A 3,738-nucleotide genomic window follows, 5' to 3' on the forward strand; every position below is an offset into this window, starting at 1 on the left:
GCAACAAATCCTTGATCCGATCCCACTGATCGTCCCGTAATCCATAGCGCCTTACAGTCATGACCTCAAGCTAAAATCTGCCCAGGCTCCGCGCATATAACCAATTAGATGACACGCCCTAGTCTTCCTTCTTTTCGTTCCTTGCCTTCACCTTGAACCAGATCGGCGTCCCCTCAAACCCAAACGCCGCCCGAATCTGATTCTCCAGAAATCTCTCAAACGCAAAATGTAGCTTCACATCGCGATCCGTGAACAGCACAAACGTCGGCGGAGCCACAGCCGCCTGCGTCATATAAAAAATCCGTATCCGCTTCGACATCGGCACCGGCGCGCGCTGAAAATCCACCTTCTGCACAAACTTGTTCATCTGTCCTGTCGTCACGCGCTTGCGCCGCTCCGCAGCCACGGCCATCACTGCGTGTAGCACGCGGGCCAGGCTCTTCGATTCCGGTTTCGTCGCTTCAAGCGCGGAAATAAAAATCAGCGGCGCATAGCTCAGATACTTCAGCACGTTCCGCGTCTGCTTCTCAAAAATGTCGCGATCCGCCGGCGGCTTCCCATCCGTGCGTCCCGTCGTCACCGCATCCCACTTGTTCACGATAATGATGACGCTCCGCCCGCTCTCATGCGCATAGCCGCCAATCGTCGCATCGCTCGCCGTCACGCCCTCGGTCGCGTCAATTACCAGCAGGGCTACATCCGCAGCCTCCAGGTGCCGCCGCGCCATCACTACGCTCATCTTCTCCGCCATCAGGTGCGTCTTGCCCTTGCGCCGAATCCCCGCCGTATCCACAAACCTCAGCGTCGAGCCTTCAAACTCCACAACCTCATCCACCGCATCGCGCGTCGTCCCGGCAATCGGCGAAACAATCGCCCGCGTCGTCCCCGTCAGCGCATTCAGCAGTGTCGATTTGCCCACATTCGGCTTCCCGATAATCGCAATCGAAGTCTCATGCTGCTCATACTCGCCATGCGTGCGATGAACCTTCGCATCGCCAGCCGTTCCATCCTCGTCCGTCTGTTCCGCAGCGGCATCTTCGTCGCCAGCCTCTTCGTCCGCCTCAACTTCGTCCGTCTCGGGAACCGTCTCCTCGCGCTCCGGCAGCACATCCGCCAGCGCATCCAGCAGCTCCCCAATCCCAAGCCCATGCTCCGAGCTGACCGGATACACCTCCTTAATGCCCAGTTGACGGAAGTTCTCCGCCACCGACTCCATCGCCTCGCCCTCTACCTTGTTCACCGCCAGAAACACCGGCTTCCGGCTCCGCGTCAGCAACCGCACCAGGTCGTAGTCCGGACTCGCCAGCTCCGTCCGCACATCCACCACCATCACCAGCGCATCGGCCTCTTTGAGCGCCACCTTGGCCTGGTTATAAATCTCCGCAGGAATCAGCTCCGGATCATCCGGCACAATGCCGCCCGTATCCACCACCCGGAACCGCCGCCCGGCCCACTCATACTCGCCATAGATGCGGTCGCGCGTAATCCCCGGCTCGTCGCCCACAATCGAGCGCCGCGTCTTCGTCAGCCGATTAAATAACGTGGATTTGCCCACATTGGGCCGCCCCACAATAGCCACTAGCGGAAGCCCCTGCGCATCGGCACTGGCTGGAATCACGGATCTGCGATAACTTGGCACAGAAATATCTCCTCAGTTCGCTCGTCCGCACACAACCACGGGAACGACAGCTTGCATATCTTTCCATTATCTAACGGAGAACTCTAGCCAACAGCCAAAATCACCCCATCGCCCCCGCAACCGTGCGATTCCGTCCCTGCGCCTTCGCTTGGTACAGCGCCTTGTCCACAGCCTCAATCAGCCTCCGCGGCGTAATCGAGGCACTCACCGCCTCCGGCCCCGGCACGCACTGCCCGCATGAAACAACGCCAATGCTCACCGTCAGGATGCGCTGAAACGGCGAAGCATGATTCTCCAGCGCCAGCTCGTGAACTGCTCCGTGAATGCTCTCGGCCACAACAGCTACTCCCGCCGCATCCGTCTCCGGCAAAAGCAGCATGAACTCCTCGCCGCCCACCCGCGCCACCAGGTCGCCCGCCCGTTGCGCCTGCTTCCCAAGCACGCGCGCAATATGAATCAGGCATGCGTCGCCATACGGGTGCCCATGATGGTCATTCACCCCTTTGAAGAAGTCCACATCCATCGCCAACAGAGAAATCGTGCGGCCATCGCGTACCGCCAGCTGCCACGTCGTCTCCAGCGCTGAGGTAAATCTTCGCCGGTTGGCAATCCCCGTCAGCGGGTCCAACAACGCCAGGTCCGCCAGCGCATCATTGGCCACCCGAAGGGCCTGCTCGCGCTCCAGCAGCAGCTCGCGCCCCGCAAGGTAATTCATCTGCACCACCGCCGCCTGTGCTCCCTGGATCACCAGTAGCGCAAGGAGTGAGCCAATCCCCACCAGCATGTGTTGCCCCATCACCGCCGCCGCCAGCGCAAAGATCCCCGCATTCATCAGCATCGGACAAAGGCACTCCACCAGCAGCCGTCCCCTGCTCACCTCGTGCTGCAGCTCTGACCGCCCCGCGGAATCCCGCTCCAGCACATCGAATTCCGGCAGCGGCAGCGTCAGCGCCTTCCAACCCGTCACTGCAAAGGGAATATTCCACGCCAGGTCCAGCAGCGTTCCCGCCTGCAGCCCGTGGTACTGCGTCAGGTAGTCCATCCCCAGCTCAATCGGCATGTAAGTCCACAGAAAGATGCTGATCAAGTGAAAGCACTGGCGCTCCTCCTGCGTGGCCCAGGTAAAACTCCGCATCACAGACATTACCGCCAGCAGCACAGATGCCACGCCGTAAACCTTGCCCATCACTGTCTCGGCCACCGTCGGTTCCAGCGCCATGCGGTACAGCAGCACATAGGTCAAAAAGCAGGCCAGCAGAATCTGTGCGCAATTAAAGAAGAAAACCGCACGTTGCGATTGCAGCTCGCGCGTCGTCGAAAAAGCCATCAATAAAGGGAAAACGGCGGCAACGTAGATAAAATCCGCAGCGTCAACTGAGAGATTGCTCGCCCCTGCAGCTTCGGCAGGCGAGAGCAGAAAGATCTCGGCCAAATGCGCAACAGCCCAGAGCAGGATGCCCAGCGCCGCCCAGAACCACGTCGCGCGCTCTCGCCCCGGCAGCAACCGCACCCGCGCCAGAATGCTGACACCAGCAAGCGCCGCAATCGCTCCGGTACAGGCACGCGAAACCGTCGCCGCATGCGCAAGCGAAAAAACAACCAGCAGAACATGAACGGCGAAAATGGCGCAGATGGCCCACACCACAAGGCTCTGGAAGTGTATTCGGACAAGAGGGCGTGGAAGCGCAAGGGCCTGAATCATAGGGCGTTTCCGTCCATGCAGAGACGCTAAACCTAACTAAGCCGCTCTGCGCCCATTCTACATCGGCGCGATTTAGCTATAGCAGCCGTACCTTGTTCCCAGCGGTAACGACAAAACCTCACTCGGTATTCCAGCCGGATGCCCCAAGTCTCGCTTTTTTTGGGGCACTTCAACCTCAGCCATTCCTTCGCCCACAAAAACAGCAGTGTCGTCATGAATAAAGCCGCTTTTCACGCGAAGTCGAAGGGCCCGCTTTGTTCTTCAGTCCCCCGGTCCCTAAGAACTTATCCGTGAATAGCTGTGGTCTGCCTCCAGCAAATCATGGCTGCGGCCAGTGACAGCAGAGCCACGTAGCTCTCTTCGGTCTTTTCGAAGCTGACCAGTAGTTTTCGAAATC

The 3,738-nt window shown here is 59.4% G+C and carries 2 protein-coding genes; both read right to left on the reverse strand.

The annotated features are described in order from the left end of the window. Positions 1-118 precede the first annotated feature (118 nt). Positions 119-1,639: a ribosome biogenesis GTPase Der gene (gene der, locus ABSG47_RS20490; RefSeq protein WP_424172306.1), complete on the reverse strand. Its 1,521-nt coding sequence runs from the start codon at positions 1,637-1,639 to the stop codon at positions 119-121. 100 nt (positions 1,640-1,739) lie between these two features. Further along, the gene (locus ABSG47_RS20495) at positions 1,740-3,341 is read right to left on the reverse strand and encodes a diguanylate cyclase (RefSeq protein ID WP_424172309.1); all 1,602 of its coding nucleotides are present in this window, start codon (positions 3,339-3,341) and stop codon (positions 1,740-1,742) included. Positions 3,342-3,738 lie beyond the last annotated feature (397 nt).

Source organism: Occallatibacter sp. (assembly GCF_049510455.1).
In the GTDB taxonomy this organism is placed as follows: Bacteria; Acidobacteriota; Terriglobia; order Terriglobales; family Acidobacteriaceae; genus Telmatobacter.

Excerpts from the sequence above, each read along its gene's own strand:
- ABSG47_RS20495 (WP_424172309.1), bottom strand. The coding sequence starts at position 3,341 with ATGATTCAGGCCCTTGCGCTTCCACGCCCTCTTGTCCGAATACACTTC.